This is a genomic window from Pseudoalteromonas sp. 1181_04, from assembly GCF_052850545.1.
This window is the reverse complement of sequence record NZ_VXCS01000042.1, coordinates 1-25,079: the sequence shown is the minus strand read 5'-3', so window position 1 is coordinate 25,079 and position 25,079 is coordinate 1. Positions and strand designations below refer to the sequence as shown.

General features: G+C 41.0%; 27 protein-coding genes. 20 read left to right on the top strand and 7 right to left on the bottom strand.

Annotation, left to right across the window (positions count from 1 at the left end):
* Window positions 1–252: 252 nt before the first annotated feature.
* The 3 genes from FW757_RS22165 to hslR all read right to left on the bottom strand — a co-directional run bounded on the left by FW757_RS22165 (window position 253) and on the right by hslR (window position 3,337).
* On the bottom strand, window positions 253–1,791 hold the full coding sequence (locus FW757_RS22165) for a phosphoenolpyruvate carboxykinase (RefSeq protein WP_446441715.1): 1,539 nt from the start codon (window positions 1,789–1,791) through the stop codon (window positions 253–255).
* Window positions 1,792–2,056: 265 nt separating this feature from the next.
* On the bottom strand, window positions 2,057–2,902 hold the full coding sequence (gene hslO / locus FW757_RS22160; protein WP_149983376.1) for an Hsp33 family molecular chaperone HslO: 846 nt from the start codon (window positions 2,900–2,902) through the stop codon (window positions 2,057–2,059).
* A 12-nt stretch (window positions 2,903–2,914) separates the two neighbouring features.
* Entirely contained in the window at window positions 2,915–3,337 is a 423-nt protein-coding gene (gene hslR, locus FW757_RS22155; RefSeq protein ID WP_404676548.1) for a ribosome-associated heat shock protein Hsp15, read from the bottom strand.
* 205 nt (window positions 3,338–3,542) lie between these two features.
* Here hslR and gspC point away from each other — a divergent pair, with 205 nt between their 5' ends.
* The 13 genes from gspC to FW757_RS22090 all read left to right on the top strand — a co-directional run bounded on the left by gspC (window position 3,543) and on the right by FW757_RS22090 (window position 15,569).
* A complete protein-coding gene (gene gspC, locus FW757_RS22150; protein WP_182719498.1) occupies window positions 3,543–4,490 on the top strand; it encodes a type II secretion system protein GspC in 948 nt (315 codons plus the stop codon).
* A gap of 23 nt (window positions 4,491–4,513) precedes the next feature.
* A complete protein-coding gene (gspD, locus tag FW757_RS22145) occupies window positions 4,514–6,577 on the top strand; it encodes a type II secretion system secretin GspD (RefSeq protein ID WP_149983379.1) in 2,064 nt (687 codons plus the stop codon).
* Window positions 6,570–8,129: a type II secretion system ATPase GspE gene (gene gspE / locus FW757_RS22140; protein ID WP_145242764.1), complete on the top strand. Its 1,560-nt coding sequence runs from the start codon at window positions 6,570–6,572 to the stop codon at window positions 8,127–8,129. Before gspD ends, gspE begins: the two co-directional genes overlap by 8 nt.
* A gap of 2 nt (window positions 8,130–8,131) precedes the next feature.
* Window positions 8,132–9,367, top strand: coding sequence for a type II secretion system inner membrane protein GspF (gspF, locus tag FW757_RS22135; RefSeq protein WP_145242766.1), 1,236 nt, complete (start codon window positions 8,132–8,134; stop codon window positions 9,365–9,367).
* Between the two features lie 74 nt (window positions 9,368–9,441).
* A complete protein-coding gene (gene gspG / locus FW757_RS22130) occupies window positions 9,442–9,861 on the top strand; it encodes a type II secretion system major pseudopilin GspG (protein WP_145242768.1) in 420 nt (139 codons plus the stop codon).
* Window positions 9,862–9,910: 49 nt separating this feature from the next.
* On the top strand, window positions 9,911–10,513 hold the full coding sequence (locus tag FW757_RS22125; RefSeq protein WP_182762286.1) for a prepilin-type N-terminal cleavage/methylation domain-containing protein: 603 nt from the start codon (window positions 9,911–9,913) through the stop codon (window positions 10,511–10,513).
* Complete coding sequence (gspI, locus tag FW757_RS22120; RefSeq protein ID WP_145242773.1) at window positions 10,513–10,890, top strand: type II secretion system minor pseudopilin GspI; 378 nt, start codon at window positions 10,513–10,515, stop codon at window positions 10,888–10,890. Before FW757_RS22125 ends, gspI begins: the two co-directional genes overlap by 1 nt.
* Window positions 10,891–11,514, top strand: coding sequence for a type II secretion system minor pseudopilin GspJ (gene gspJ / locus FW757_RS22115; RefSeq protein ID WP_149983381.1), 624 nt, complete (start codon window positions 10,891–10,893; stop codon window positions 11,512–11,514).
* Window positions 11,504–12,493: a type II secretion system minor pseudopilin GspK gene (gene gspK, locus FW757_RS22110; protein ID WP_145242776.1), complete on the top strand. Its 990-nt coding sequence runs from the start codon at window positions 11,504–11,506 to the stop codon at window positions 12,491–12,493. Before gspJ ends, gspK begins: the two co-directional genes overlap by 11 nt.
* Window positions 12,490–13,698 (top strand): type II secretion system protein GspL, encoded by a 1,209-nt coding sequence (gspL, locus tag FW757_RS22105; protein ID WP_149983383.1) that lies wholly within the window; start codon window positions 12,490–12,492, stop codon window positions 13,696–13,698. Before gspK ends, gspL begins: the two co-directional genes overlap by 4 nt.
* Window positions 13,695–14,168: a type II secretion system protein GspM gene (gspM, locus tag FW757_RS22100; protein ID WP_182719493.1), complete on the top strand. Its 474-nt coding sequence runs from the start codon at window positions 13,695–13,697 to the stop codon at window positions 14,166–14,168. Before gspL ends, gspM begins: the two co-directional genes overlap by 4 nt.
* A 3-nt stretch (window positions 14,169–14,171) precedes the next feature.
* A complete protein-coding gene (locus tag FW757_RS22095) occupies window positions 14,172–14,930 on the top strand; it encodes a type II secretion system protein N (RefSeq protein WP_182719492.1) in 759 nt (252 codons plus the stop codon).
* Window positions 14,931–14,948: 18 nt separating this feature from the next.
* On the top strand, window positions 14,949–15,569 hold the full coding sequence (locus FW757_RS22090; RefSeq protein ID WP_182719491.1) for a UPF0149 family protein: 621 nt from the start codon (window positions 14,949–14,951) through the stop codon (window positions 15,567–15,569).
* Between the two features lie 2 nt (window positions 15,570–15,571).
* Here FW757_RS22090 and FW757_RS22085 read toward each other — a convergent pair whose 3' ends face one another.
* Window positions 15,572–15,775, bottom strand: coding sequence for a hypothetical protein (locus tag FW757_RS22085; protein WP_182719490.1), 204 nt, complete (start codon window positions 15,773–15,775; stop codon window positions 15,572–15,574).
* The gene (locus FW757_RS22080) at window positions 15,775–16,134 is read right to left on the bottom strand and encodes a hypothetical protein (protein ID WP_145242788.1); all 360 of its coding nucleotides are present in this window, start codon (window positions 16,132–16,134) and stop codon (window positions 15,775–15,777) included. Before FW757_RS22080 ends, FW757_RS22085 begins: the two co-directional genes overlap by 1 nt.
* 291 nt (window positions 16,135–16,425) lie before the next feature.
* Here FW757_RS22080 and ccoG point away from each other — a divergent pair, with 291 nt between their 5' ends.
* From ccoG to FW757_RS22055, 5 genes are all read left to right on the top strand, one after another.
* Window positions 16,426–17,856, top strand: a complete 1,431-nt coding sequence (gene ccoG / locus FW757_RS22075; protein WP_182740664.1) for a cytochrome c oxidase accessory protein CcoG — start codon at window positions 16,426–16,428, stop codon at window positions 17,854–17,856.
* 64 nt (window positions 17,857–17,920) lie between these two features.
* Window positions 17,921–18,898, top strand: coding sequence for a serine/threonine protein kinase (locus tag FW757_RS22070; protein WP_149983388.1), 978 nt, complete (start codon window positions 17,921–17,923; stop codon window positions 18,896–18,898).
* Between the two features lie 29 nt (window positions 18,899–18,927).
* A complete protein-coding gene (locus tag FW757_RS22065) occupies window positions 18,928–19,551 on the top strand; it encodes a thiol:disulfide interchange protein DsbA/DsbL (protein ID WP_182740665.1) in 624 nt (207 codons plus the stop codon).
* Between the two features lie 34 nt (window positions 19,552–19,585).
* A complete protein-coding gene (locus FW757_RS22060; protein WP_149983390.1) occupies window positions 19,586–20,224 on the top strand; it encodes a thiol:disulfide interchange protein DsbA/DsbL in 639 nt (212 codons plus the stop codon).
* Between the two features lie 65 nt (window positions 20,225–20,289).
* Window positions 20,290–20,739: a DUF523 domain-containing protein gene (locus FW757_RS22055; protein WP_145242799.1), complete on the top strand. Its 450-nt coding sequence runs from the start codon at window positions 20,290–20,292 to the stop codon at window positions 20,737–20,739.
* Window positions 20,740–20,744: 5 nt separating this feature from the next.
* Here the strand turns inward: FW757_RS22055 and trmA are convergent, their stop codons facing one another.
* Window positions 20,745–21,845, bottom strand: a complete 1,101-nt coding sequence (gene trmA / locus FW757_RS22050; protein WP_145242801.1) for a tRNA (uridine(54)-C5)-methyltransferase TrmA — start codon at window positions 21,843–21,845, stop codon at window positions 20,745–20,747.
* Between the two features lie 476 nt (window positions 21,846–22,321).
* Between trmA and FW757_RS22045 the strand changes: the two genes are divergently transcribed.
* Together FW757_RS22045 and murI are read left to right on the top strand one after the other, a co-directional pair.
* Entirely contained in the window at window positions 22,322–23,443 is a 1,122-nt protein-coding gene (locus FW757_RS22045) for a DUF5610 domain-containing protein (protein ID WP_145242803.1), read from the top strand.
* A 63-nt stretch (window positions 23,444–23,506) separates the two neighbouring features.
* Complete coding sequence (gene murI / locus FW757_RS22040) at window positions 23,507–24,322, top strand: glutamate racemase (protein WP_145242805.1); 816 nt, start codon at window positions 23,507–23,509, stop codon at window positions 24,320–24,322.
* Here the strand turns inward: murI and FW757_RS22035 are convergent.
* Window positions 24,285–24,764: an RNA recognition motif domain-containing protein gene (locus tag FW757_RS22035; protein ID WP_145242807.1), complete on the bottom strand. Its 480-nt coding sequence runs from the start codon at window positions 24,762–24,764 to the stop codon at window positions 24,285–24,287. The two genes, murI and FW757_RS22035, sit on opposite strands and share 38 nt — an antisense overlap.
* Window positions 24,765–25,079: the final 315 nt, after the last annotated feature.

The window sequence follows — 25,079 nt, the reverse complement described above, 5'->3', positions numbered from 1 at the left end:
TATTCGAAGGTGTGCTACATGCTTGCATGAGAGTGCAAAGTAGGCAGGTGCTGGCTAGTTGCCTCACATTCATATTTCAGTCCCATCTAAATTTTGCATAATGATTGCACTTAATACTTGAATTCAAGAATGCAAAAGTCGCGATATGGGAAAGTTCGTTCTATGGTAATTGGCAAGAGGCTTGATAAACGCCAGTAGATCAAAAACGCCAACTCGAGGTTGGCGTTTTAATTATGAAGCTAAAGTAAGTAATTAAGCTTTAGGCCCAGCATTTTTGATTTCATCTGATACATCGTATTTAGCGAAGTTTTCAGTGAAGTCTGCTGCAAGTTTGGCCGCATATTCAGCGTATTTAGCTTTATCTTCCCAAGTATTGATTGGGTTAAGTAGCTCGCTGTTAACGCCTGGTACTGCAACTGGTACGTCTAGGTTTAAAACATCAATATGTTGAGTTTCAACGCCAGCCAGTTTACCTGATACGATTGCATCAACAACAGCGCGGGTAGTTGGAATATCAAAACGCTTACCAGTGCCGTAAGGACCGCCAGTCCAACCAGTGTTAACTAGGTATACCTTGGCGCCAAATTCACGTACACGCTTCATTAGAAGCTCCGCGTATATACCCGCTGGACGTGGGAAGAATGGTGCACCAAAACAGGTTGAGAATGTTGATTCGATATCGCTGGTAGAGCCAATTTCAGTAGAGCCAACTTTTGCTGTGTAACCGCTTAGGAAATGAAACGCTGCCGCTTCTTCGCTAAGGATTGATACTGGAGGTAATACGCTGCTTACATCACAGGTTAAGAATACCACTGCTTTTGGCTCGCCTGCGCGGTTCTCTACTTTGCGTTTTTCAACGTGTTCAAGCGGGTAAGCTGCGCGGCTATTTTGCGTTAGGCTGGTATCATGAAAATCAGGAACGCCTTTGTCATCAAGGACAACGTTCTCTAGGATAGTTCCAAAGCGGATTGCATCCCAGATAACAGGCTCATTCTTTTGCGAAAGGTCGATACACTTAGCATAACAACCACCTTCGATGTTGAATACACTGCCAGGTGCCCAGCCGTGTTCGTCATCACCGATTAAAAAGCGAGTTGGATCGGCGGATAAAGTTGTTTTACCGGTACCAGATAGACCAAAGAATAATGCTGTATCGCCAGCTTCACCTACGTTAGCTGAGCAGTGCATTGGTAGCACGCCTTTTGCTGGTAGTAGGAAGTTTTGCACTGAGAACATTGATTTTTTCATTTCACCGGCATAACGCATACCTGCAAGCAATACTTTACGTTGTGCAAAGTTGATAATTACTGTGCCATCACTGTTAGTGCCATCACGTTCTGGGTCACAAACAAATGAAGGTACATTCATTACCTGCCATTGGGGTAAATCAGATGCATTATAAGATTTAGGTTCGATAAACATATTTTTGGCAAAGATATGATGCCATGCAGTTTCTGTTGTAACAACAACAGGTAAATAATGCTCAGGATCAGCGCCTACTTCAAGGTGAGAGATGAAGTGGTCGTTGCTCTGCACATGTGCTTCTACACGTGCCCATAAAGCGTCAAATTTATCTGCATCGAAAGGGCGATTTACATTACCCCATTGGATTTCATTTTCAGTACTTGATTCTTGAACAATAAAGCGATCTTGTGGTGAACGACCAGTACGACGACCAGTGTTAGCAACAAAAGCTCCATTGGCGGCTAAAGTCCCTTCGCCACGACGGATCGCGTGTTCGACAAGTTCAGCTGCAGTTAGATCGACAAAACGAGTAGCGCTTGAAGTCATGTTTATACCTAAATTGTGTGAGATTGAACGGGATAGCTCTGGGGTTCTTGTTTCCCTTTAAGCTGTAATTATAGTAACAGATGGATTAGGGATATTCGAGCTTATCAAAGGCCTAAAAACACATATATTTAGTAAAAAACATGAATAATTTCAATGATACCGGTGTCATAAAAGTAATACAATTCATGACACCGGTATCAATTTTTGGCATAAAAAAACCGCAATAAATGCGGTTTGAATTTTGTTGGTTTTTTGAACGATTAGATTAGTTGAAAATACTTTTCACATCTTGTTCATTAAAAACGTAATCTTTTAAGCAATAATGGCAGCTAATTTTTACCTCACCATTTTCAATAACGTCATCTAATAAAGCTTGTTGACCTATATTAACGAGCGCAGTGATGGTTTTTTCTCTACTACAACCACATTTAAACTGGATTGCTTGCGGCTCGTAAACACGCGGATTGTCTTCATGATAAAGTCGAGTAAGCACAGTGGCAGCATCAAGCTCTAACAACTCTTCAGCTTTAATCGTATTGCTGAGTGCTTCAAGGTGAGTAAAGTCAGTAATCGACTTTTCTTTATTTACAGGTAACACCTGTAGTAGTAAACCAGCAGCTTTAGCATGACCTTGTGTTGTATCAGTTGCAAACCATAGACGTGTTTGTAGTTGCTCTGATTGTGCAAAGTAGGCTTCAAGACATGCTGCTAACGTGTCATGCTCAAGCGGAACTATACCTTGATAACGTTCACCTTTAGTTGGGGTGATTGTCAGTACCATCACACCGTTACCGATTAGTTCCTGGATGGTTGAGCCTGTTACTTCACCTTGCAGGCGGGCAATACCGCGCATATTTTGTTGATGATCACCGTTGATAACCGCATATTTTACCGGGCCATCACCTTGCAGTTGTACTGCTATATCACCTTCAAACTTTAATGTAGCTGTAAGTAGGCAGGTTGCGACCAGTAACTCGCCCAATAAAGCTTGCACTTGCACGGGGTAATTGTGATCGGCAATCATTTCATTATAAGCTTGCTCTATTTGTACGAGTTCGCCGCGGACGTCTAGTTGATCAAATGTATAACGATGAAGTAGATCTTGTTGCATGAGTGGCTTTACCTAACTTGATTTCATTTTTAAAAGTTCGCGTCTTTGCTTTTTATCTGGTTTACGGTCCGGATGAGGAGCAAAAAAGCTATTATTCTTGCGCGCGATGCTATTGGCTTCGCGTTTTTCGATACTTGCATCAGATTCGTGATACAAGGTTTGAGCAATGGGGGCACTTAAGCGTTTATCAAGCAATTTAAGTACAGTGATAACTTTTTCGTCAACTCCTTGAGCAAGTTTGATCACGGCATCTAGTTCGACTATTTTACTAGGTTTAGTGCGCTGGCCATTATAATGTACTTTGCCACCTTGCACCATGTCCCGTGCGATGGCGCGGGTTTTATAAAAGCGTGCAGCCCACAACCATTTGTCTAAACGGATACTAATAGTTTCATCTTTTGACGTGGTATTACGGGTGTTACTTTTTGACACAATTATACTCAATTAAAAGCGCGGCTCTGTAAGGTAAAATTTAGCATGAAACTTACCAACAAAGAAATAGTCGAAGTTTTTTACACTCAGCTTGAACGTTAATTTACCTTGTTTACAAAGTTTAATATTAGTGCGCTTGTTGAATGAAAAATGAAAAGGTACTATAGGCCAGCGATGAAACAGCAAATTAAAATAAGAAACGTCATTTATGGAACAGCGATTACAGCAGCTAAAACATTTAGTAAGTAAATTACCCCACGCTAAATTGAGTTGGGCAATAACGCTTTTAGCCGTTGTTTACATTGCCTTTTTAGCAGCGAAACTATTTTGGCTAACATGGCCAGCCCCGGTTAATTCGAGCCTTTCTCCAAGCTATATTAATAGCGTTACAGGTAAACCTGAACGGGTTAATACGCAATCAATTTTAGCACAAAACTTGTTTGGTAAAGCCGACGCAGCGCCTAAAAAACCAGCAAGCAAACAAACTCAAGTCATTAACAATGCGCCAGAAACTCGATTAAGCATTAATTTAACCGGTATTGTTGCGGTCAGCGGCAATGATCAAACCGGCTTAGCAATTATTGAATCTCAAGGCCAACAATCAACCTATTTAGTAGATGATGTTGTACAAGGCACTCGCGCTAAGCTTGCTCAAGTATTACCTGATCGAGTAATTTTAGATGTCAGTGGCCGTTTTGAAACGTTAATGCTTGATGGCGTGGATTTTACCAAAACAGTATCAATGCCAGTACTTGCCGAACGTGAAAGTGATGAACCTGAACTCGATGAAGGTCCGCAAATGGACAGTGACCGTCAGATTGATGTAACAGCAAATCAAGAAGTAAAAGAAGCAATTATAGAGACCCGAGAAGAATTGTTAAAAGATCCCGGTAAACTATTTGACTATATTCGCGTATCTCAGGCTATGAAGGATGGTGAGCTTATTGGCTACCGTTTAAGCCCAGGTAAAGACCCTGCATTATTTACGCAGATGGGGTTACAAAATAACGATTTGGCTGTATCGATTAACGGCTATCAATTAACAGATTTAAAACAGGCCATGTCAGCCATTAATGAGCTGCGTAATAGTACCGATGCGAACATTACAATTGACCGTGATGGCGAGCAGATTGATGTGCAATTTAGCCTGCAATAACTTAGCTTTGGAGTTTTAATATAATGGTTCACGCGCTACACCTCAAAAAAATCAGAAAAGGGTTAGCTAAGTACGCAACACTTTTTTTTGTGGCTAGCTTATCTCTATCGGTGTCTGCCGTTGAGTATGCTGCAAATTTTAAAGGGACCGATATCAATGAGTTTATTAATATCGTTGGTAAAAATCTAAATAAGACCGTCATTATCGACCCGAACGTACGTGGTAAAGTAAACGTACGCAGCTATGAATTGATGGATGAAGCACTTTATTATCAATTCTTCTTAAATGTACTAGAAGTTTACGGTTATTCAGCTGTTGAAATGGATAACGGCATATTAAAGATTGAAAAAAGCTCTGATGCTAAAAAATCAAACGTACCGTTAGTTACTGAAGACGACCAAGCGCGCGGTGATATGATGATCACTCGTGTCGTACGTGTAAAAAATGTTAGCGTACAAGAACTAGGTCCATTAGTGCGTCAGTTTAGCGACCAAAAAGATGGCGGTCATGTTGCCAACTTCAACGCTGCAAACGTCATGATGTTGACCGGTCATGCTGCCTCAGTAAACCGACTTGTTGAAATTATTCGCTCAGTTGACCAAGCCGGTGATAAGCGGGTTGATATTGTAAAGCTAAACTTTGCCACCGCTGATGATGTGGTATCTGTGGTTGATAATATTTACAAAGATAGCGGTAAAGGCAGTATCCCAGAATTTTTGATCCCTAAAGTCGTTGCAGATGGCCGTACTAATAGCGTGATTGTTAGTGGCGAAGGCCAAGCAAGAACGCGTGCTATTGAATTAATTAAACGCCTCGACGGTGAGTTGCAAAGCCAAGGCAACACTAAAGTAATTTACCTTAATTACGCTAGCGCTGAAGATTTAGTGAAAGTGTTGCAAGGGGTTAGCAAAACGCTAGGTGAAGAAGGTCAAGGTGGGGCAACTAAAACCCGTAGCCGCAACCAAAACGAAACCAGTATCGAAGCTCACCCTGATTCAAACTCATTGGTCATTACTGCTCAACCTGACACTATGCGTTCATTGGAGTCAGTGATTGAACGGCTTGATATTCGCCGTGCTCAAGTACTCGTTGAAGCAATCATTGTTGAAGTAATGGAAGCTGATGGGATTAACTTTGGTCTGCAATGGATTTCAGAGCAAGGCGGTATGATGCAGTTTAATAACGGCACAACCGTTCCTGTTGGTTCTTTAGCTGTAGCTGCTCAGCAAGCTCGTGATAAAACAATTACTGATAGCGTTGTAGGCACTGACAATGCAGTAGTTACTCCTATTAAGAAAACTGTAGAAGGTGATCTTGGCCCGTTAGGTAAGTTGTTAGGGGGTATCAATGGATTGGCCATGGGGATTGTTAAAAACGACTGGGGCGCGATCATTCAAGCAGTCTCTACCGATACTAACTCAAATATTCTTGCTACGCCTTCGGTTACCACCATGGATAACGAAGAGGCATCGATGATTGTCGGTCAAGAAGTGCCGATCATTACTGGCTCGCAAACGGGTTCTAATAATTCAAATCCATTCCAAACAGTAGAGCGTCAAGAGGTGGGTGTAAAACTTAAAGTAACGCCACAAATAAATGATGGTTCAGCTGTACAGTTAACCATTGAGCAAGAAGTATCTGGCGTGAGTGGTACTACTTCGGTGGATATATCTATTAATAAACGTGCCATTAAAACCACGGTTATGGCTGATGATGGCGGCATGGTTGTGCTTGGTGGTCTAATTGATGAAGACGTGCAAGAAAGCGTATCAAAGGTACCAATATTAGGTGACATTCCTATCCTTGGTCACTTATTTCGCTCAACCAGCACCAGCAAGCGTAAACGTAATTTAATCGTGTTTATTCGCCCAACCATTATTCGTGATGGTATTAAAATGAATAAATTAAGCCACAGTAAATATAACTTTATCCGTGGTGAGCAGTATAAACAAAAAGAAGATGGTATTGATTTAATGCCTCTAACCGATGTGCCAATCCTACCTGAGTGGAATGATGCATTAGTATTACCGCCAACGTATGAAGAATACTTAAGACAGCAAAATACAGATGAGCGCAATAATGACTGATGCAATCACTGAGATCACCGCAGAGCCCTCACAGCCGCTAAATAATAGCGAGCTGATGACCAGTAACGATTTAGTTGAACTGCCTAATAAGCGGCTACCATTTTCATATGCACGACGTGCAGGCATGTTATTAAGTAAAAATAACGATGACCGGGTGGTTTTCTATCGTGGTGAGCTTAATATTGATGCATTGTTAGAAGTGCGCCGTATTGCTGGGCATGGCTTTACGCTTGAACACTTAGCTGATGACAAGTTTGAGTTGTTATTAGAGGCATCGTATCAACGCGATAGTTCTGAAACCCAGCAAATGATGGAAGACATAGGTAACGAAGTTGATTTATTTTCACTGGCTGAAGATATGCCGCAAACGGAAGATTTGCTTGCCGGAGATGATGATGCACCAATCATTAAATTGATCAATGCGATGCTCAGTGAAGCGATTAAAGAAGGCGCGTCAGATATTCACATCGAAACCTTTGAGCAAGAGCTAGTGATCCGCTTTCGGGTTGATGGCGTGCTTAAAGAAGTGTTAAAGCCGAATCGTAAACTCGCTTCATTGCTAGTTTCGCGTATTAAAGTAATGGCGAAACTCGATATTGCAGAAAAGCGTATCCCGCAGGATGGTCGTATTAGTTTGCGTATCGCAGGACGTGCCGTTGATGTTCGGGTATCAACCATGCCATCAAGTTTTGGTGAGCGGGTTGTACTGCGTTTACTTGATAAAAATAACGCGCGTTTAAATCTTGAAGATTTAGGTATGACGCTGCGCAATCGTGAATTGTTCTCTGATTTGATCAGTAAACCGCACGGAATTATTTTGGTGACCGGTCCAACTGGTTCTGGTAAAAGTACCACGCTTTATGCGGGCATGAGCCAAATTAACTCTCGCGATCGTAATATTTTAACGGTTGAAGATCCAATCGAGTATGAAATCCCAGGTATTGGTCAAACTCAGGTAAATACTAAAGTTGATATGACCTTTGCCCGAGGCTTACGGGCAATCTTACGTCAAGATCCTGATGTAGTAATGGTTGGTGAAATACGTGACCTTGAAACCGCACAAATTGGCGTGCAAGCCTCACTTACAGGTCACTTAGTGATGTCGACATTGCATACCAATACCGCAGCAGGTGCTATCTCTCGTATGGAAGATATGGGGGTTGAACCCTTCTTACTGTCATCTTCTTTGTTAGGGGTGTTATCGCAGCGTCTAGTGCGAACTTTATGTAAGAGCTGTAAAGAAGGTCATGTTGCAGATGAGCGCGAGTGTGAATTGCTCGGCGTACCATTTGTAAATCCGCCGACTATTTACCGAGCCGTTGGCTGTGAAGAGTGTAACTTTAATGGTTACCGTGGTCGTACCGGTATTCATGAATTACTGGTAGTTGATGAAACTGTTCGCGAACTTGTTCACAGTGGTAAAGGTGAGCAAAGTGTTGAAAAGTACATTCGCAAACATACCCCAAGTATTCGCCAAGATGGCTGTAGTCGCGTGTTAGCCGGTAAAACCACCCTTGAAGAAGTATTACGTGTAACGCGTGAGGAAGGTTAACAATGGCAGCATTTGAATATCGCGCGCTCGATGCTCGCGGCAAAGAGAAAAAAGGTATTCAAGAAGCGGATACCGCGAAACAAATTCGCCAATCATTACGTGAACAAGGTCTTACGCCGCTCGAAGTTGTGCCCGCCGCAGAGGGGGATAAACAAGTTAAAGGTGAAAAAAGCTCGCCATTTGGCAGCTTTTTTAAAGCGAAAATATCTACCTCAGATCTCGCTTTGATCACTCGCCAACTCGCTACACTCATTCAATCGGCGTTACCGGTTGAAGGGGCGGTAATGGCGGTGGCTGAGCAGTGTGAAAAGCCGCGTATGAAGCGTATGTTAATGTCGGTGCGTTCAAAAGTTGTTGAAGGTTATACCTTGGCTGATGGCATGTCTGAGTTTCCACATGTATTTGATAATTTATACCGCGCTATGGTAGCTGCGGGTGAAAAATCAGGTCACTTAGATGCTGTATTGAACCGTTTAGCCGATTACACGGAACAACGTCAACACATGCGTAGTCAAATCACACAAGCGATGGTGTATCCGGTGATATTAGTAATATTTGCCATTGGTATCGTTTCAATATTACTAGGTACTGTAGTGCCTAAAATATTGAAGACATTTGAAAAGTCAAAGCAGGTTTTACCTTGGACGACTGAATGGGTAATGGCTGCTAGTAACTATGTGCAAAATTATTGGTTCATTACTTTGGTGTTATTTACCGCGACAGTGATTGGTGTTAAACATGCGCTAAAACAGCCTAAGATCCGCTTTTGGTATGATTCGAAAATTTTGATGATGCCGGGCATTGGCAAAGTTGCTCGTAGTATTAATACCGCCAGATTTGCTCGTACACTGAGTATCTTGTCATCAAGTTCAGTGCCGTTACTCGAGGGAATGCGTATTTCTGGTGGCGTATTGATCAACGAGAAAATTAAAAAAGCAGTGGCGGATGCCGCAACCCGCGTTAGTGAAGGGGCAAGTTTAAGAGCGTCCTTACAACAAACAAAATTATTCCCACCGATGATGCTGCATATGATCGCCAGTGGGGAGAAATCAGGTGAGCTCGAGCAAATGCTAGAGCGTGCTGCAAACAATCAAGACCGTGAATTTGAAACCATGGTAAATGTCTCGCTAAAACTCTTAGAGCCTGCGATGATAGCGTCCATGGCGGTTATTGTATTGTTTATCGTAATGGCCATATTACAACCTATTATGGCAATGAATAAAGCGATTGGACTTTAACTATTTTAGGGATTTCGTAATGCATTTTTACCGTGTTACGATAGTTAATTATTAAGAACAACAGAGGTATGTACGTGAATAAACAAGCAGGTTTCTCATTACTCGAAGTTATGGTGGTACTGGTTATCATTGGCATGATCATGTCAATCGTGGCACCCAATATTATGGGTCAGCAAGAAGAAGCGGCACTTGATAAAGCGCATCTTGATATTCAGCAGCTTGAAGATGCTATGAGTCTTTATAAATTAAAGAACAAAGCGTACTTAACCACTGAGCAAGGCCTTGAAGGGTTAGTGACTAAAACTAGCGTAGAGCCAGTACCAAAGCGTTTTCCTGAAGGTGGCTTTATTTCTAAATTACCAGAAGATCCATGGGGAAATCCGTACCAGTTAATCAGCCCAGGTGAAGTTGGTAAATTTGATTTGTTTTCAATGGGACCCGATGGCGAAGTGGGTACTGATGACGACATTGGTAACTGGGATGAAGAAAAATAATAATGCATCTTAGTATAAAGGCGTTTTTATACCCAGCACCGAGCTTAGCATGATATTAAGTCGGACTAAGTTGCGCCTTGCAAAGCTAAAGTCACCGATGCGTGGCTTTAGCTTAATTGAAATTTTGGTTGTGCTGGTGGTGATCGCCTTCGCCACTAAAATGGTGGTATATAGTCTTGATGGCGGTGTTGAAGATGAATTGGACAAACAAGCACTGAGACTGCATACCACCATTAATATGGCTTCTGAATTTGCAATCTTAAATCAGCTTGAATTAGGTTTTCAGCTTGATAAAGATACCTTAGAGTTTTTAGTGTTTGATGGTGAAAAATGGATCACCTTCGACCGAGAAAAGCTGTTTGCGCCGATGACTGTTGATGAACGTCTTAAGTTGACACTTAATCTAGAAGATCTCGCATGGGCTCAAGATAATCTACTCGAGCAATCAAATTGGCGCGAGTTAATGAGTGGCGGTGATGATGATAGCTTACTCGAATTGCAAAAAATGAAAATCCCGCAAGTGCTAATTTTATCTTCTGGTGAGGTGAGCGCATTTCAACTTATCTATGAATTAAAAGATGAAAAAGAACCTGTGTATTTCATCGAAGGGGAATTTTCCGCACCGGTTAACTTACGCAGAGAGCCAGAATAATGTATCGCAGGTCTAAAGGTTTTACTTTACTTGAGGTTATGGTGGCGCTGAGTATTTGCGCCATGGCTGGGATTGCCGCCATGCAAGCGACAGCTGAGCATATTAATCATTTATCAAGCCTTGAAGAGCAAACCTATGCCTCTTGGGTGGCTGAGAATGTAATGATTGAACAGCGTACTCTCGGCGATAAGTGGCAAGGCAAAAATGGCGCAAAAGGCACGGAAACAATGGCTGGTATAGAATGGTATTGGCGTCAAGATACCGAAGCGACAGCAGATAAAAGTTTTGTAAAAGTGACTATTAATGTATTTAGCGATGAAAAGTTAGAGCACTCGGTTTATGAGCTCATCAGCTATTTAAATAAAGGTAGCAAATAAGTGAAGCAGCGCGGTTTTACACTATTAGAAGTGATGGTAGCGCTGGGGATTTTAGCATTCGTCGTGTTAGCTACTCACCAAATTCTTGATTCGACCACCAAAGCGAAAGATGCATCAGACGAAAAAATTGCAGAATTGAATGGTTTGCAAACGACCTTTAGGTTAATGGATCAAGATTTCAGCCAAATGACTAAACGTGCCGTGCGCAATGAAGCCGGTGATGTGCAAGAACAATATCTACTTGCTGGGCGTTACACCATTAATAGCCAGTATGATGGTATTGCCTTTGTGCGAGATGGCTGGGTAAACCCAATTAATTTGTTACCGCGCTCAGAGCTACAAGCAGTGGGTTATCGTGTTATTGATGACAACCTTGAGCGTATATATCGGGTTTATGTTGATCAACTCGATAACCTTGAGCCGCGAGTGCAAGTTATTCTTAAAGATATCGAAGATCTTAAATTTGAATTTTTAGATGAAAAAAATGAATGGCAAGAGCAGTGGCAGGGCAAGGCATTGCCAAAAGCTGTGGCGGTCACATTGCAACAAATTGATGAAGAACCAATAAGACGCGTTTTTTTAGTACCAGGTAACGGAAAGGCGGGAGGTTTAAGTGAACCATAAATCTCAACATGGTGCCGCGCTTATAATTGTCTTGTTTATTGTTGCTTTGGCATCAATTCTAGCCGTAGAGATGAGTGCTAATTTGCTTGTTCAAGTTCAAAAAAGTACCAACATACAAGGTCATCAGCAAGCAAAATGGTATGCCTATGCAGCAGAAGAGCTGGCTATTAAAGCGTTATTACAAAGCAAAAAAGATGACCCTGAAAAAACCACTTTAAAACAAATTTGGGCGCAACAAGGCGATATTCCTTATCCGGTTGATAATGGTACCTTGCAAGGCAAGATCACGGACTTACAGGCTTGTTTAAATCTCAATGCATTACGTGTTAAAGCGCCACAAGCGGGTAGTACTGATAAAACCAATCCTGCGCACACCGCGTTATTAGCGCTATTAGAAAATATTGAGGACTTACCAGCAGAAGAGTCGGAAGAAGCCATGGCTGACAGTGTTTACGACTGGCTCGATGAAGATAGTATTACTTATCGTTCTGGCGCTGAAGAAGATGAGTATTTATCGCGTAAATCACCATATATGACAGCGAATAGTTTTTTTGCATCAAGCTCAGAGCTGCGTTTGGTTAAAGGGTTTAATCCATTAGTGATGGAAAAAATCTTGCCATACGTATGCGTGATCCCAGGTAGCGAATTGTTAGCAATTAATGTCAATACAATCGCTCCTGAACAGGCATTATTATTGAGTGCATTGATTGATGGTTTGAGTGAGTCAGGTGCGCAAAGTGTGCTATCAGTCCGGCCAGAAGAAGGCTTTAATAATATTGAAGAATTTTTTGAACAAGTGAATCAACAAGGGGCTCAAAATGTTAAGTCTGTTGAAAAACTGTTCACCATAAATAGCGAATATTTTAAACTACAAGCGCAGGCTAAATTTGTCGATCTGCGTTTTTCGATGACCACATTACTGCATGCCAAAGATGGCGAAGTAACTATACTGGCGCGAAAATTTGGAGGCGTACAGTGACAGAAATACTGTTGATCCGCACGGGTCAAACTCAACAAGAAAGTATTAATTGGCTGATTTACTCACCATTAGAACAAGAAATAATTGCCAGTGGCGGATTGCCGAACGCTGAGCAACTGAGTGAGTTAGTTGAAAAAGCACAGAATCGTGAAGTTGTGGTATTACTGCCATGTGATCAGGTGCAACTAAAAACCGTAATCCTGCCGACCAAATGGAATCGTAAGCTTGAGCAAGCGCTCCCATATATGCTTGAAGAAGAGATTGCATGTGACGTAGATGACTTATTTATCGCGATTGCTGAGCCTACTATGGTCGGTGACAAGCACGCCATTAAAGTTGCCATGACTGACCGAGAATGGTTTGAAACTTGGTTAGCTGTATTTGCTGAACATGGAATTGAAGTGTTCAAACTGTTACCCGATGCATTATTGCTTCCTACTGCGGAACATGAGGGATTAAGCGTTATTGAGCTTAATAACCAATGGCTATGTAAGCAAGGCTCATGGCGGATCAGTGCTGTAGAGCAAAGCTGGTTGGCTGAGTATTTAACTGCTTTAGGTCACCCTGATGTTGCACATTACAGCCCTGCCTCGCAATTTCCAGAAACGGTTAATCTTACGGCGCATACCGATGCTTATGATTTGCCGCTGGCGCTATTTGCTAAACAATTACCTGAGATAAGATTCAATCTTCGCCAAGGCCAATATCAACTGAAAAAGAAAAGCGCATTATGGTGGGCGTATTGGCAAGGTGCCGCCATTGCAGCGAGTGTCGCGTTAGTTGGCTCTGTGGCAGTAAAAAGTCTTGAATTGTATCAGTTAAATAGTGAGCTTGAAGTCGCTAAAACACAAGTGGTTGAGCGCTATCAAACGGCCTTTCCGGGGAAAACAGTTCGTCCGCATTTGATTAAAAACCAAATTCAGGGTGAATTGGCTAAATTAGAGGGTGGCAGCAGTGCCGGATTCCTAGATTTAACGAATGAGCTGGTGGGTGTATTTAGCCAAGTGCAAGAGTTTACTCCTGAGACATTGCGTTATGATCAACGTCGCAATGAACTTAGAGTTCGTGCTCGCGGAAAAGATTTTCAAACCTTTGGCAAAGTTAAAGCAATTCTTGAACAACGCGGATTAACTGTAGACCAAGGCTCATTAAATAATGATGGCGACTTTGTAGTCGGTGAAATAAAACTACGAGGTGCTGCATGAAACAACAACTTTTAAAACATTGGCGTGGCTTAAAAGAGCAAGAGCAACAGTTGGTGATGGTCGCTGGGGTTATTTTTGTTATTTTTATCTTAGTTATGGGTATTTTTAGACCACTAAACAACGCGATAACTGAAGCTGAAAAAAACCAAGTTAAACAGCAAGAATTATTAGCGTGGGTTGATAACAGTATTGTTAAACTCAAAGCGGGTAGTGCGCGTGCTGTTACAAGTGACCAAAACTTGAGTCAAATAGTTAATGCTAGCCGCGCTCGCTACGATATAACCATAAGCAAAATGCAGCCTAGCGATAATTCATTAAGATTAACCATCGACTCGGTACAGTTTAATAAGCTCATAGAATGGCTTGATGAACTGGTAAACACTAAAGGCGTATTGATTGAAAATTTAGATCTCAGTCGCGATGATAAACCAGGCTACGTACGCGTTAGCCGACTGGTATTAGAGAAGTAAAGAATGAAAAAAATAGCGATTCTTATAGTAATATTTTTCTTCGGTTTTATCTTTTTTGCACTATTAAAAACGCCAGCTGCAGTTGCGCTTAATTTAGCAAATCCTTATCTACCTAAAGATCTGCAAATAGGTAAAGCATCGGGTAGCATTTGGCAGGGTAGAATCATGCAGCTGCGCTATCAAGATGAACAGATTAACAATTTAAACTGGGATATTTCTGGTTGGGCATTATTCACCGGACAGCTTACAGGCAGTGTAAAGTTTGGTGATCCGCGACAGACCAGTGAACTGTCAGGACGCGGTGACTTTAGTTATGGTTTGCTTGATCAAGTAGTTGCATTAAATGATGCTACATTGCGTTTGAGTGTTGAACGTGCGATGCAGCGTTTGCAGTTGCCATTACCTATTAATGCTAAAGGCAGAGTAATTGTTGAGTTAGATGAATATCTCTCAGGAGCGCCTTATTGTGATGCATTAAAAGGTGAAATCGCCAGTGCAAACATCGATGTGCAAGGATTGTCTGGCTGGTTTAGCGTTGGTCCATTAAGTGGCAAGTTAAGCTGTAAGTCGGGCGATATAGCCGTGTTAGTTGATCCTGAAAACCGCTTAGGCTTAGCGGCTGATGCAACCTTAAAAGCAAACATGGACTTTAAAGTGGCTGGATATATCAAGCCAGAAGCATCACTACCAAAAGAAGTACACGATGCCGCCAAATTTTTAGGCCGTGCAGATAGCGATGGCCGTTATCCATTAAATTTTTAAACAAGGCTGAATTGTTTTATGCAAATTCCTGAATTTACACAGCAACATGGCCAGCAGTTAAGTACGTATTTAGCGAGCCGCAATGGCGCCATGACATTGGTGCAGAGCCAAGGTTACTTATTTGCGGTTATTTGCTCTCCTGAGCCATTAGACGTACACGAGTGGCTTGAACAGATAGTGCCAGATACACACGGCCAGCTAGAAGAACAAACATTATTTGCATTTATGGCTTTGTATCATCAGATCAGTGAGCAAGTTTATGAAACAGGTTTTAAGCTCCCTGTAAGTTTACTGGTGAGTGATCAAGATGACAGCTACCTAGATTTGCATGAATGCCAGCAATGGTGTCAGGGTTTTGTTCAGGGAGCACAGGTGTATATTGATAAGCTAATGCAAGCTGATGCACTGACAACAGACTTAACTGATGCATTGCAAACCGCTTACGCCAGTTTAGGCTTTTTTGCTTTAGAGCCCCAGCTTATCACAACAATTGCCCAGCAAAATCAGCTTAGTGAAATACAACTATGCCAGCAACAGTATGAACTAATGGGAGATTTTGCATTAGGATTTGCTGAGTTAATAGAAATTATCGCTGTGCAAAGTGGTTTGTACGCAGATGAAGAAGATGGTTGGAGTTAGCATTATGCTAAATCCAACACAATTTCAGTACAGCCCTTAGGGCATTTAGCAATCCCTTGGCCGGGTTGCTGAGTCTTTAAATCTAACGTTAATATGCCTTGGCATACTTCACATTTAACCGTTTGTCCTTTCGCCAGCTTCTTCAGTAGGTTTTTATGTTGGTTAAACGATGCGCTGCTTTTTTTTGTTAAAGCTGAAAAATCCACTATTTACCTCTGCGCTCAGCCAATGATGTTGAGACGATGTCACACACTGTATTTAAACGATCTTCGTAAAAATATAGGTTGAGATCTTTACTGCGGCAGTAACGAGTATGGAATAGCTGCAGCTGTTCATCAGTTTGCATGGTTTCTTCTAAATACTCTAACTCGCTTTCTGAAAGTGTTAGTTCTGACTTGATGCGGTTTTTTGCCATGCTCGCAGCGGGTCCACGGTTAATGTTGCTAGCACTACTTAATAGCCCTACACCTTCTCCTAATAACTTTTCTCGAGGTTCTTTTATCATTGGATGATCAATTGTGAATAACGCAAGTATCACTACAACTAGTACAAGGAATTTTTTCATATGTGAGTAAACTTTGATCTGAACGGGTACGAATTAGACACCAGTGTAATAAAATGCCCCTTTGTAAAGCAAGCAAGTTAGGTGAATAAATTATTATCAATGAATATCAGCTTTTTTGAGGAGAGTTGGTATAATGACAGAGAACAATTAGATTTTTCAGAAATCTCTGAACTTTTACAGCACAGTAGTTCAGTTTGCACTATTTTTAAATGTAAGCTTAGTTGTTAGCTATCTAAATAGCGTTATATGATTGTTTGACTTTCATTCTCCAAGCGGCGTTGAGGAACTTCGATGGACAAGCAAATAAAAGTAAAAAATATTCCTAGTGAGGTCAAGATCGAAAAGCCCGATCTCTATGCTCAACAGGATAGATTTAATCCCCGCAATCGCATTTATGTACGTGCGGTTAAAGGGTTACATCAACTATTAAGACAGCGCATTGGTTTTCTTGGTATGTTGGCGTTCATGGCGCTGCCATGGATAAACTTTAATGACCAACAAGCTGTGTTATTTGACCTCATTGGTCAAAAATATAACATTTTTGGGCTAACTCTATGGCCACAAGATTTTACTATTCTTGCTTTTATTCTGATGCTTGCTGCATTCGCGTTATTCTTAGTGACCACCTTTTACGGTCGGGTTTGGTGTGGCTATACGTGCCCGCAAACAGTCTGGACGTTTATTTTTATTTGGTTTGAAGAAAAGTTCGAAGGGACAGCGAATCAACGTAAGAAGCTTGATCAGCGACCAATGGACTTTGATAAATTTTGGCGTAAGACAGCCAAGCATACAGGTTGGATAGCTTTTTCTTTATACACCGCACTGACCTTTGTTGGTTATTTCACACCTATTCGTCAGCTGTTACCGGATTTTGTTACTTTTGATGTAGGTGGCTATGCGCTGGTTAGCATTATCGTATTTACTGTATGTACTTATGGTAATGCTGGTTGGATGCGCGAAATTATGTGCTTGCATATCTGCCCGTATTCGCGCTTTCAATCTGCAATGTTTGATAAAGATACCTTCACAGTAAGCTACGATGAAAAACGTGGTGAAAATCGTGGGCCACGTAGTCGTAAACAAGATCGAGAAGAGCTTAGCTTAGGTGACTGTATTGACTGTAATTTGTGCGTACAAGTATGCCCAACAGGGATCGATATTCGCAATGGCCTGCAAGCTGAATGCATTAACTGTGGCGCCTGTATCGATGCCTGCGACGGAGTAATGGATAAGATGAATTATCCGCGCGGGCTTATCTCATATACCACTGAGCGTAACCTAGAAACGCCAGAGAATAAAACCAATCCTCTGCGCGCTAAGATTATTGGTTATATTGTTATATTAGTGGTGCTCAGCGCAGCGCTGGTAACGAATATTGTAATGCGTAAGCCAATGGACTTAGATATTATTCGCGATCGAAATCAACTCTATCGAGTCGATTTTAATGGGCTTGTCGAAAATACCTACACACTTAAAGTGATCAACAAAGCACAATACGAGCAAACCTTTAATATTAAGGTGGCAGGACTGGAGAACTTTAAGTACATAGGTAAGCAAACTTTTACCGTGCAAGCGGGCGAATCGCACAACGTGCCATTATCATTGGTGATGGATCCGTATGATTTGAAAGCGCCTATGACCGAGTTTAATTTTGTATTATCGCCAGTGGACAATCCAAGTTCACAAATTTCGCAGCCGAGTAACTTCTTTAAAGCGCGATAGTTAAGTACACTGATAACAAATAAAAAGCGGGATTTTCCCGCTTTTTTTATAATTGATGAGAATTATGAGTAAATTTAGTTTTGTTGACCTCACCCCAGATTCGATTTTAGATGCGGTCGAAAGTATTGGTATTTACGCAGAGTCTGGCTTATTAGCACTGAATAGTTACGAAAACCGTGTCTATCAATTCAAAGCTGAAGATGGCCTACGTTATGTGGTGAAATTTTATCGTCCCGAGCGCTGGAGTAAGGCACAAATACTCGAAGAGCATAGCTTTGCATTTGAATTGGCTGATGCTGAAGTGCCTGTAGTTGCGCCGATACAGCGTAATGGCGAAAGCTTATTTGAGCATAATGGTTATCTATTTACTTTGTTCCCAAGTGTCGGGGGACGCATCTTTGAAGTTGATAATCTTGATCAGTTAGATGTGTTAGGACGCTTGATTGGTCGGATGCATCAAGCAGCTAAAGCGAATGTTTTTAGCGAACGTCCGGTCATAGGGTGTGACGAGTATCTAGATACAGCTAAAATTCAGTTACAAAACAGTAATCTGGTGCCTAGCAGTTTAACTACTGCGTTTTATACTATTTTAGATATGGTGATCGCTAAAACGAAATCGCTTTACCAGCAGGTGGATACTATACGTTTACATGGTGATTGCCATGCCGGTAATATTCTGTGGGCCGGTGATGCGTTGATGTTTGTTGATTTGGACGATAGTCGTCAAGGGCCTGCGATTCAAGATTTATGGATGATGCTCAGTGGCGATCGAAACAATCAACTGTTACAGTTAGATACCTTAGTGGCTGCCTATGAAGAATTTTGTGATTTTGATCACACTCAACTCAAATTAATTGAACCATTACGCGCAATGCGTATGATTCATTATATGGGGTGGCTAGCTAAACGTTGGGAAGATCCGGCATTTCCGCGGAACTTTTCATGGTTTGCTGATGACAAATACTGGGAGCAACAAATTTTAGCGCTGAAAGAGCAGTATTCTGCACTTCAAGAGCCGCCGCTGAAGTTGCTGCCTAACTAATTATTAAAAATATCTGAAACGAGAGTCCAATGCTTAAAAAACTAAAATTGAGTTTACTACTGCTATGTTTACCTTTTGCTGCGATGGCCGCAGATTTTAAAGCTGGTGAGCACTATGACGTACTAAAAATTGAAAAAAGTAAAACCTCACAAGTAACAGAGTTCTTTTCATTTTATTGTCCGCACTGTTTTAAGTTTGAAGCTGTAGCTAAAGCAATGGAAAAAAGCTTGCCTGCAGGTACTGAGTTTGTAAAAAACCATGTCAACTTTTTAGGTGGTTTAGCGCCAGAAGTGCAAAGTAATTTGAGCTATGCGTATATCATCGCTAAACAGCATAACAAAGGTGCGCAAGTTGCAGATCAAATGTTTGACAGCATTCATATAAAACGTGCTCCACTCAATAACATTAAAGACGTTAAAGCATTACTTGCAGTAAATGGTATTGATAACGATACCTTTGATAAAGATATTGCCAGCATGCCAGTGATTGCGGCGGAAAAAGCCATGCAAGACAAGCAAAATAAGTTTTCACAAATGGGAGCCTTAACCGGTGTACCAACGTTTATCGTTAATGATAAATACAAAATCAATATCAATACCATCAAGAGCCAAGAGCAGCTTGATGAGTTAGTTGCCTTTTTATTACAACAATAAGCTATTAAAACAATAATTTTTGGAGTTTTTACCGATGATCAAATTAGTTAAAGCAGGACTAATAGCGTTGACGCTTGGGTTTGCTACAAACGCCGCCGCGATTCAATATGACGAAGGGACGCATTATGAAACGATTGATGCACGTGCAACTAAAAAGCCAGAAGTTAAAGAATTCTTCTCATTTTACTGCCCACACTGTAATGTTTTTGAATCAATTGTTGCTGAATTAAAGCCGCTACTAAATGAAGGTATTACTTTTAAGAAAAGCCATGTTGACTTTTCGGGTCCGCGTAACCCAGAAATTCAAACGATGTTAGCACAAGCTTACGCTACGGCAACTGTATTACCACAACAAGATGCACTAATTAGCGCTATTTTCAACCATATCCATGGCAAGCGAGCAAACATCAATGAGCTTGCTGATATGAAAGATATCTTTGTTGCTCAAGGTGTAGCTGCTGATGATTTTGATAAGTTTTACAACAGCTTTACAGTAAGAACCAAGGTATCCAAAATGAAGCGTGATCAAGAATATTTTAAACAAAAGGGTGCTTTGAAAGGTGTGCCTACCTTTATTGTAAACGGTAAGTACCGTGTTATTGTTGGTGGTGATTCAGGTATTAAAGATGCTAAAAGTATGGCTGATCTAATTAATTACTTAGCTGCTAAATAGAGCGGTTTAGTGTTTATTGTAAAAAAGCTCCGTATGCGGAGCTTTTTTGTTGCAGGTGGTAAGAAATGCATAAAATACTGGTTTCAAGTTGCTTACTTGGTGCTCCCGTGCGCTACGATGGTAGCGGACAACAGTTACTCCATCCTCAGCTTATCGCATGGCAGCAGCAGGAACGTATAGTCGCTTTTTGTCCTGAGATTGCTGGTGGTTTATCCACTCCTAGAGATCCTGCTGAAATCGTCAACGGTAAAGTGATTACCAATACTGGTGATGATGTGACACCGGAATTTCAGCTAGGTGCAAAACAAGCATTACGCCTTTGCCAACAGTACAATATTCGTTTTGCGCTATTAAAGGAATCAAGTCCTTCTTGTGGTCGTAATACAATTTACGATGGCTCGCACAGTGGTATTAAGGTGGTTGGAATGGGATTAACGGCTTCGCTATTAGAAAAGAATGGTATTAAAGTCTTTAGTGAGCAGCAAATGCCAGCGCTAGTAAAAGCACTGGCATAGATACTTTACAATTTACGTTGTAAAAATACCCCTGATTCAATGTGGTGGGTATATGGAAATTGGTCAAAAATCGCAAACCGTTTAACTTCATGAGTGCGAGTTAGGTGCTCTAAATCACGCTCTAGCGTATCAGGGTTACATGAGATATAAATAATACTCTCGTAGTTAGCCACCAAATCACATGTTAGTGTATCCATGCCTGCGCGCGGCGGATCAACTAAAATGGTCTGACAATCATAGCTGCTTAAGTCAATCCCTTCTAAACGTGAGAAGGTTCGTTCGCCTTTCATAGCTTGAGTAAACTCTTCGCTCGACATACGAATGATATCTAAGTTAGTTACGTTATTTTTAGCAATATTATACTGCGCTGAGTGTACTGACGATTTAGAAATTTCGGTTGCTAATACACGATTAAACGAACCAGCTAAGGCAATTGAAAAGTTACCGTTACCACAATAGAGCTCTAGTAAATCATTTTTTAGTGGTTTACATAAGTCTTGTGCCCACTCCAGCATCTTAATGTTTACTTTAGCATTTGGCTGCGTAAAGCTGTTTTCAACTTGTTGGTAAATAAGTTGCTGGCCATTAACTGTTAAACGCTCAGTAACAAAATCATCACCGAGTACTTCTTTTTGTTTGCGAGCACGCCCAATAAAATCAATTTTAAAGCGCTCACTCAATGATTCTTTTAGTGACTTGATAGCTGCTAGCCATTCTTCGTCGAGTGGTTTGTGATAAAGCAGACTCACTAAAATCTCACCGCTTAAACTAGAAAGATAATCTATTTGGAATAATTTACGACGCAAGACTTCACAGCCTTTAAGATTATCGATCATTGCCTGCATTACTTCCCCAATTAGCGGCGCTGCAGGGTCAAACACATCGACTCTGATTTTGTCTTTGGTGGCTTGATCAAACATAATGTGGAATAACTCATCGCCATCGTGCCATACTCTAAATTCAGCGCGTTGACGGTAATGAATTGGCTCAGAGGCAAAGACTTCTAATTGTTCAACACCAAAGCGTTGGAATTGCGCAATGATACGTTGCTCTTTTTCATTTAACTGTGCGTCGTATCCTGTTGTATCGATCTTTATAACCGCCATTACCTACTACCTTATTTCATTATGCTGTTTATCGGCGCTATTGTAGGGGGCAGGGATTATTTGTCTAGGGTCTGTTTATCTTTCTAGGTTAATTTTGCAGCTGTGCGTTTGGTTTTTAGGCAAGGCAGAGCCTATGTAGTGTGGTTATTCCCCATAAATAGGCGATAACGTAGCATAAATGCCAAACGCGCGCTGCCCGAAGGGTTCTGCCTAGGGGCGATTAACTCTTTGTTACTTACATGGATGTAAGTAAGGGGCGTGAGCAGGACGCGGAAGCTTTGCTCAATTTTTACTTAGCCCACTAGGTTACAAATCTCGCGCCGCGATTAAATCGCCCCGAGGTTGAACAAATTTTAATCCTTAAAGGTCAACAGGCCCTAATTTTGAGTAATAGCAAATGCTGTTTTTTTGTACATTTTACTTTAGTTATTTATTTTTGGGCCGATACTTAAGTAAGCAAAAATAGGAGTCGGATCATGAAAATTGGCAACTTTGGCTTTGTTCCAAACAACAACGTCAATAAATACAGTAACAAAGCTGCATTACAGCAACCTACAATACAGTCGCCTCAAGATAGTTACCAGCAACGTGGTAAAGAATTAGCAGCAAAAGTGTTAGGTGACAAAATGGCTGAGGCTTTAGGCTTACCTGTCGCGGAAGAGAAAAAAGACAAGCCACTATTTGATTTTGAAGAAATCGTCAAAAACGTTTTGGACTTTGTAACTGGTGCCGTTAAGAAAGCGCAAGTCAATGGAGCCGATAATGAAAAACTCAAAGGTATGCTTAGTGATGCACGCAAAGGTGTGCAAACAGGTATTGATGATGCCTATGGTGAATTAAAAGATACCGGTATTCTAAACGACGAAATTGAGCAGGGCATAGAAAAATCCAAAGAAGGTATTTTTAATGGCCTGGATGAGTTTGAAGAGGATTTATTTAACCCTAAACCGGATTCTGTCAGTGTTACTCAAGCACAGTATTTAAGTTTAAGTAATAATGCTCAGTATAACTTCACCACTGCAGAAGGTGACGAAGTGAGTATTAGTTTTGCTGATGCATTTAAACAGCAATCAGCCAGTAGTTATCAGCGTAATGGTCAAAATGAAGGCTATGCCAGTGCATCATCACAATCGCGGGAGTTATCATTTAGCATGTCAGTAAATGGTGACTTAAACGAAGATGAACAAAAGGCTATTAATGCAATGATGGAAGACTTGCAAAATGTTAGTAAAACATTTTTTGGTGGTGATTTGGAACAAGCCTTTGAACAAGCACAAGAGCTCAACTTAGGCAACGAACAGCTCGTCGCGTTTTCAATGGACTTAAAGCAAACTAAAACGTTTGCAGCAATAAAAGGCTATGAAGAGAATAAACCAACACCAGAGAAAGCTGTGGCTGAAAAAATAGCTCCATTTAATGACGATCTAAAAAATGCCTTTAATAAAGCGGGTGATCTTGGTTTGCAAAATGAACTGTCAGGCATTTTACAATGGTTAAATCAAGACCAAGAGGAAATAGGCAAATTAGTCGACTATACAAAATCGATGTTTGAGCAAATGAATAAATTGCGCTCAGCAGCACTAGAGAGTGAAGCATAAGCTTTATTTTCAGTACACCGCGTGGCAAACTGCTCAGCTTAGTTATTATAAGGAGCGAGTTGTTTGTCACCTCATATCATGGTTTTTGATTCGGGCATTGGTGGTACCACAGTGCTGAAGCATATTCAGCAATACATACCTGATGGCCGTTATAGTTATTTTATGGATAACGCCTACCTACCTTATGGAAAGCTGAGTCAACAAACCATAATTCAGCGCCTCACCGGATTATTAATTTTTATAGAAACACAACAATTAAACGTTGATGTGTTAGTTATTGCTTGTAATACCGCATCTACTTCAGCACTGAGCGCACTTCGCGAATTAACCACGATACCGATCGTCGGTGTAGTACCCGCAATTAAACCCGCCGCTTTATTATCTAAATCACAGCATATTGCCTTATTGGCCACACCAGCAACAGTACAAAGTAGTTATACACAACAGTTGATAAGCCAGCATGGTCAAGCTGTCACAGTACATTTATATGCTAGTGTTGAACTTGTAACGTTGGCGGAACAAACATATCAAAGTAAAAAGATTACCCAAGACAAACTAGTTGCAGAGCTCGATAGTCTCGCTATTGATAAAAGAGTGGATGTAGTCGTGTTAGGTTGTACGCATTTCCCAATTTTAGCAAAAGGTTTGAATGAGTATTTTAACAGCACTGTATTATTACTTGATTCCGGCGTAGCAATAGCCAAACGGGTGTGTGCAATACTCAAAGGGCATAATATAGATTGCAGTGATGAGCTTGATGCTAATTGTACAGGCAAGAAAAAGCCGCTACGTTATTACGCAACGGCTTCGATTTATGTTGATAAGCAACCGGTGGAGCTAGTTACGCTGATTGATCCGACTCAGAACGAAAAGAGTTAGATTCATCATCTTGTTTTTGTTTTGCTTCACGAACTTTCAATGTACGTTGTTGGAACTCGCTATCGTTTAATTTTGCAATAGCATTATCAGCATCTAGCTCTGCCATTTCAACAAAGCCAAAGCCACGACGTTTGCCAGTATTTTTATCCTTTAATAGGCGTACATTAAACACTTTACCTTGTTCTTCAAATAAAGCGCGAACTACACCTTCATTTGCACGATAAGGAAGATTGCCCACATAAAGTGTTTTTGTTTTTACTTCGGCTTCTTCTACATCGCCAGATGACATTGCAGCTATAACTACACCACCAATTAATAAACCAGCACCAAATAACAGTGCAGGACTTAATTGTAGGCTCGAAAGCGCAAAATTAACTATAACGAAACCAATAACAGCAAGGATAACTGAAGAGATAAGAGATTTTTGATCGGGTAATTTCATTTTGATCTACCAATAAACAGGAAATAAACATTAATTTAACATTGTGAACTTGCTATCTTAACGCGATAAATGAACATAGCAATGATATTTATGTGAAATAATTTAATTTACATCAAAAAAGACTCGAAAAAGCATCGATTGAGTGTTCTTTTAAAGCGTTTTGGGTGCTTTTTGAGCGAACAGTCAAAAGATTGAAAAAAAGTGTTGATCTGTTTTTGGAACTCCCTATAATGCGACCCCACTGAGACGGGAAACGCTAACGCATAGCGAAGCACGAACAACTCAGAGAGTTAAATAAAACTTAGGTTTTAAATG

What these genes read in the sequence shown, in the direction of transcription:
- FW757_RS22165 (WP_446441715.1), bottom strand. Translation starts at nt 1,791, where the DNA reads ATGACTTCAAGCGCTACTCGTTTTGTCGATCTAACTGCAGCTGAACTT.
- hslO (WP_149983376.1), bottom strand. Translation starts at nt 2,902, where the DNA reads ATGCAACAAGATCTACTTCATCGTTATACATTTGATCAACTAGACGTC.
- gspC (WP_182719498.1), top strand. Translation starts at nt 3,543, where the DNA reads ATGGAACAGCGATTACAGCAGCTAAAACATTTAGTAAGTAAATTACCC.
- gspD (WP_149983379.1), top strand. Translation starts at nt 4,514, where the DNA reads ATGGTTCACGCGCTACACCTCAAAAAAATCAGAAAAGGGTTAGCTAAG.
- gspE (WP_145242764.1), top strand. Translation starts at nt 6,570, where the DNA reads ATGACTGATGCAATCACTGAGATCACCGCAGAGCCCTCACAGCCGCTA.
- gspF (WP_145242766.1), top strand. Translation starts at nt 8,132, where the DNA reads ATGGCAGCATTTGAATATCGCGCGCTCGATGCTCGCGGCAAAGAGAAA.
- FW757_RS22125 (WP_182762286.1), top strand. Translation starts at nt 9,911, where the DNA reads ATGATATTAAGTCGGACTAAGTTGCGCCTTGCAAAGCTAAAGTCACCG.
- gspI (WP_145242773.1), top strand. Translation starts at nt 10,513, where the DNA reads ATGTATCGCAGGTCTAAAGGTTTTACTTTACTTGAGGTTATGGTGGCG.
- gspM (WP_182719493.1), top strand. Translation starts at nt 13,695, where the DNA reads ATGAAACAACAACTTTTAAAACATTGGCGTGGCTTAAAAGAGCAAGAG.
- FW757_RS22095 (WP_182719492.1), top strand. Translation starts at nt 14,172, where the DNA reads ATGAAAAAAATAGCGATTCTTATAGTAATATTTTTCTTCGGTTTTATC.
- FW757_RS22090 (WP_182719491.1), top strand. Translation starts at nt 14,949, where the DNA reads ATGCAAATTCCTGAATTTACACAGCAACATGGCCAGCAGTTAAGTACG.
- FW757_RS22080 (WP_145242788.1), bottom strand. Translation starts at nt 16,134, where the DNA reads ATGAAAAAATTCCTTGTACTAGTTGTAGTGATACTTGCGTTATTCACA.
- ccoG (WP_182740664.1), top strand. Translation starts at nt 16,426, where the DNA reads ATGGACAAGCAAATAAAAGTAAAAAATATTCCTAGTGAGGTCAAGATC.
- FW757_RS22070 (WP_149983388.1), top strand. Translation starts at nt 17,921, where the DNA reads ATGAGTAAATTTAGTTTTGTTGACCTCACCCCAGATTCGATTTTAGAT.
- FW757_RS22065 (WP_182740665.1), top strand. Translation starts at nt 18,928, where the DNA reads ATGCTTAAAAAACTAAAATTGAGTTTACTACTGCTATGTTTACCTTTT.
- FW757_RS22060 (WP_149983390.1), top strand. Translation starts at nt 19,586, where the DNA reads ATGATCAAATTAGTTAAAGCAGGACTAATAGCGTTGACGCTTGGGTTT.
- FW757_RS22055 (WP_145242799.1), top strand. Translation starts at nt 20,290, where the DNA reads ATGCATAAAATACTGGTTTCAAGTTGCTTACTTGGTGCTCCCGTGCGC.
- trmA (WP_145242801.1), bottom strand. Translation starts at nt 21,845, where the DNA reads ATGGCGGTTATAAAGATCGATACAACAGGATACGACGCACAGTTAAAT.
- FW757_RS22045 (WP_145242803.1), top strand. Translation starts at nt 22,322, where the DNA reads ATGAAAATTGGCAACTTTGGCTTTGTTCCAAACAACAACGTCAATAAA.
- FW757_RS22035 (WP_145242807.1), bottom strand. Translation starts at nt 24,764, where the DNA reads ATGAAATTACCCGATCAAAAATCTCTTATCTCTTCAGTTATCCTTGCT.